Source organism: Xanthomonas sp. SHU 166, from assembly GCF_000364685.1.
GTDB classification, from domain to species: Bacteria; Pseudomonadota; Gammaproteobacteria; order Xanthomonadales; family Xanthomonadaceae; genus Xanthomonas_A; species Xanthomonas_A sontii.
The window spans coordinates 1-3,636 of sequence record NZ_AQOJ01000778.1 but is presented as its reverse complement, the minus strand read 5'-3'; the positions used below and the strand labels follow the sequence as shown (position 1 = coordinate 3,636).

At 69.4% G+C, this 3,636-nt stretch carries 4 protein-coding genes; all 4 read left to right on the top strand.

Going from position 1 to position 3,636, the window contains the following annotated elements; genetic code table 11:
• The first annotated feature begins 177 nt into the window (after positions 1-177).
• Positions 178-1,044, top strand: coding sequence for a CheR family methyltransferase (locus D180_RS18075; RefSeq protein WP_017908722.1), 867 nt, complete (start codon positions 178-180; stop codon positions 1,042-1,044).
• The gene (gene cheD / locus D180_RS18070) at positions 1,041-1,643 is read left to right on the top strand and encodes a chemoreceptor glutamine deamidase CheD (protein ID WP_017908723.1); all 603 of its coding nucleotides are present in this window, start codon (positions 1,041-1,043) and stop codon (positions 1,641-1,643) included. The genes D180_RS18075 and cheD overlap by 4 nt, the downstream gene beginning before the upstream one ends.
• Positions 1,640-2,713 carry a chemotaxis response regulator protein-glutamate methylesterase gene (locus D180_RS18065; protein ID WP_043091300.1) on the top strand — a complete coding sequence of 358 codons (1,074 nt, stop codon included), beginning with the start codon at positions 1,640-1,642 and terminating at the stop codon, positions 2,711-2,713. The genes cheD and D180_RS18065 overlap by 4 nt, the downstream gene beginning before the upstream one ends.
• A 4-nt stretch (positions 2,714-2,717) precedes the next feature.
• Positions 2,718-3,636: PAS domain-containing protein (locus D180_RS18060; protein WP_043091302.1), on the top strand; the 919-nt coding region annotated here is incomplete at its 3' end.

Sequence of the window (3,636 nt, the reverse complement as noted above, 5' to 3'; positions counted from 1 at the left end):
CCCGCGCCAGGCCCCGTGCGGCGGCGCGCCCGCGCCCCGCCAGCGCCGCCGCCAGCGAGGCCCAGTGGCAGGAGTTCTGAGCCCGCACGCCACCGCCGGCGCTCTTTCCTGACTGCCGGCTGTCAATTTCGTCCGTTCCCGGCCGATAACCCGATTGACCGACCATCGCTGCGCACCATGGCCATCCAGACTCCCGCTTCGCCCTCCTCCGGTTCCGACAATCGCGACTTCGACTTCAGCGACCGCGATTTCAAGCGGGTCTGCGACCTGATCTACCAGAAGGCCGGCATCGCCCTGGCCCCGGCCAAGCGCGACATGGTCTACGGCCGGCTGTCGCGGCGCCTGCGCGTGCTGGGCCTGCGCTCGTTCCGCGACTACCTGGACTGGCTGGAGCGCGAAGGCGGCGACGAATGGGAGGCGTTCACCAATGCGCTGACCACCAACCTGACCTCGTTCTTCCGCGAGCCGCACCATTTCGAGCGGCTGCGCGAAGAGTTGCAGAAGCACTCCGGCGCGGCGCCGCTGAAGATCTGGTCCTGCGCATCGTCCACCGGCGAGGAGCCCTACTCGCTGGCGATCACCGCCTGCGAAGCGTTCGGCACGCTGACCCCGCCGGTGCGGATCCTGGCCACCGACGTCGACACCCAGGTGCTGGCCACCGCCTCGCGCGGCGTCTACGCGCTGGAACGCGTCGCCAGCCTCGATCCCGCCCTCAAGCGCAAGTATTTCCAGCGCGGCAGCGGCGCCAACGAAGGCCACTGCCGGGTGCTGCCGGCGCTGCGCGACCTGCTTGAGTTCCGCCAGCTCAACCTGCTGGAACCGCGCTACGACGTCGCCGGCCCGTACCTGGCGCTGTTCTGCCGCAACGTGATGATCTATTTCGACAAGCCCACCCAGCGCGGCATCCTGTCGCGGCTGATTCCGCACCTGGACGACGACGGCATGCTCTACACCGGCCATTCGGAGAACTATCTGCATGCGGCCGACCTGATCCAGCCCTGCGGCCGCACGCTGTATCGCCGGGCGCAGAAGGATCGCGCATGAGCGCCGCGGCCATGGCCCTGGACCAGGTGATGCGCTATCACGACACGCGCTTCCAGACGATGGCGGCCAAGCTGTTGCCGACCCAGTACCTGGTGGTGGACGACGACACCGCGCTGACCACCATCCTGGGCTCGTGCGTGGCCGCCTGCATCCGCGACCCGCTGCTGAAGATCGGCGGCATGAACCACTTCATGCTGCCCGACGGCCAGAGCGGCGACGGCGCGCCGGCCCGCTACGGCAGCTACGCGATGGAAGTGCTGATCAACGACCTGCTCAAGCGCGGCGCCGCCCGCAACCGCCTGGAAGCCAAGGTGTTCGGCGGCGGCAACGTGCTCAAGGGCTTCACCAACAATCCGGTCGGCACGCGCAACGCCGACTTCGTGCTGAACTACCTCAAGGCCGAACATATCCCGGTGGTGGCCGAGGATCTGCGCGGCATCCATCCGCGCAAGATCTGGTTCTTCCCCGCTACCGGCCGCGTGGTCGTGCAGCGCCTGCCGCACGCGCACGAGGAAGCCGAAATCGCCGCGGCCGAGTCGGCGGTGCGCGCCCGTCTCGCCAAAGCCCCCGTCACCGGTGCCGTGGAGTTGTTCGAATGAGCCTGGAAGCCCCTTGCCGCGTGCTGATCGTCGACGACTCGGCGGTCGTGCGACAGATCCTTACCGAAATCCTGTCGGGCGCGCCCGGCGTGGAAGTGGTCGGCTCGGCCGCCGACCCGCTGCTGGCGCGCGAGAAGATCAAGCGCCTGAATCCGGACGTGATCACCCTGGACGTGGAAATGCCGCGCATGGACGGGCTGGCGTTCCTGGAAAACCTGATGCGGCTGCGGCCCACGCCGGTGGTGATGATCTCCTCGCTGACCGAGCGCGGCGCCGACACCACCCTGCAGGCGCTGTCGCTGGGCGCGGTCGACTTCGTCTCCAAGCCCAAGCTCGACGTGGCCCGCGGGCTGGAGGAGTACGCCGAAGAGATCATCGCCAAGGTCAAGAATGCGTCCAAGGCCAAGGTCCGCGCCCTGGACCGGCCGGCCGCGCCGAAACCGGCCGGCGCCACCGCCACGCCCGCCGCGGTGTCCTCGCTGAAGTTCCGCACCACCGACCGGCTGATCGCCATCGGCGCCTCCGCCGGCGGCACCGAAGCGCTGCGCGTGGTACTGGAAGGCATGCCGGCCGACGCGCCTGCGGTGGTCATGACCCAGCACCTGCCGGCCGGCTTCAGCACCGCCTTCGCCGACCGCCTCAACCGGCACTCGGCCATGGCCGTGCGCGAGGCCAGCGAAGGCGAAGCGATCCTGCCCGGCCACGCCTACCTGCCGCCCGGCGGCAAGCACCTGCAGGTGATCCGCGACGGTGCGCGCTGGCGCTGCAAGATCGACGACGGCCCGCCGGTCAACCGGCACAAGCCGGCGGTGGACGTGCTGTTCCAGTCGGTGGCACGCAACGCCGGCGCCAACGCCATCGGCGCGATCCTCACCGGCATGGGCGACGACGGCGCGCGCGGCCTGCTGGAAATGCTCCAGGCCGGCGCCAGCACCCTGGTCCAGGACGAGGCCACCAGCGTGGTCTGGGGCATGCCCGGCACCGCCTTCCGCCTGGGCGCGGCGCAGGAGGTCTTGCCGCTGGACAAGATCGCCGAGCGGCTGATCGCGCTGTCCGTGCAGGCGCGCTGACACCATGCCGGGCCGCCGCGTCACAACGTCGAGCGTGCCCAGCGACGTCAGCGTGGAGGCGGCGCGGGTGGCATCGGCCCGTTCCGAACTGGACCTGCTGCTCTGCCTGCAATACGCACCGGAAGGCGTGCTGATCGTCGATCCGCAGGCGCGTGTGGTTGCCTTCAACCACACCGCCGAGGCGCTGTGGAACCGTCCCCGCGCGCAGGTGCTGGGGCGTCCGCTCGGCGAGTTGGCCGATGCCGACGTGCGCGACGACTTCATCGCGCATTGCCTGCACGACGGCGGCAGCGGCAGCTACGAGCTGCTGTTGCGCGACTACGATGGCGCAGCGCGCTGGCTGGCGGTGAGCGCGGCGCGGGCACCGCAGCACTACAGCCAATTGCAGGTGCTGTTCGTGCGCGACATCAGCGCCGAGCGCGCCCGCGACGCCAGGATGCGGCTGCTGTCGCTGGCACTGGACTCCAGCGACGCCGCCATCGTCGTCTGCGATCCGGAGTTGAACATCCTCTACGTCAACGCCGGCTTCAGCCAGGTGTTCGGCTATGCCGAGAGCGAAGTGCTGGGGCATCTGCCGAGCAACGTGTTGGCCGGCCCCGGTACCGACATGCAGACCGTGCAGCACACCCGCGAGCGCGTGCGCGCCGGTTTCGGCCACCAGGCCGACATCCTCGCCTACCGCAAGGACGGCACCCCGCTGTGGGCCACCCTGGTGGCCACCCCCATCGCCAGCGAGGATGGCAGCCAACAGCACTACATCCTCTCGTTCACCGACATCACCCAGAGCAAGATGCACGAGGTGCTGCACAAGAACGTGCTGGATGCGCTGGTCCGCGAACAGCCGCTGATCGAGGTCGCCACGCTGATCTGCAAGGAGGTCGAGCGCATCGCGCCGGAACTGATGGCCGCGATCGTGAGTGTCG

What these genes read in the sequence shown, in the direction of transcription:
- D180_RS18075 (WP_017908722.1), top strand. Translation starts at nt 178, where the DNA reads ATGGCCATCCAGACTCCCGCTTCGCCCTCCTCCGGTTCCGACAATCGC.
- cheD (WP_017908723.1), top strand. Translation starts at nt 1,041, where the DNA reads ATGAGCGCCGCGGCCATGGCCCTGGACCAGGTGATGCGCTATCACGAC.
- D180_RS18065 (WP_043091300.1), top strand. Translation starts at nt 1,640, where the DNA reads ATGAGCCTGGAAGCCCCTTGCCGCGTGCTGATCGTCGACGACTCGGCG.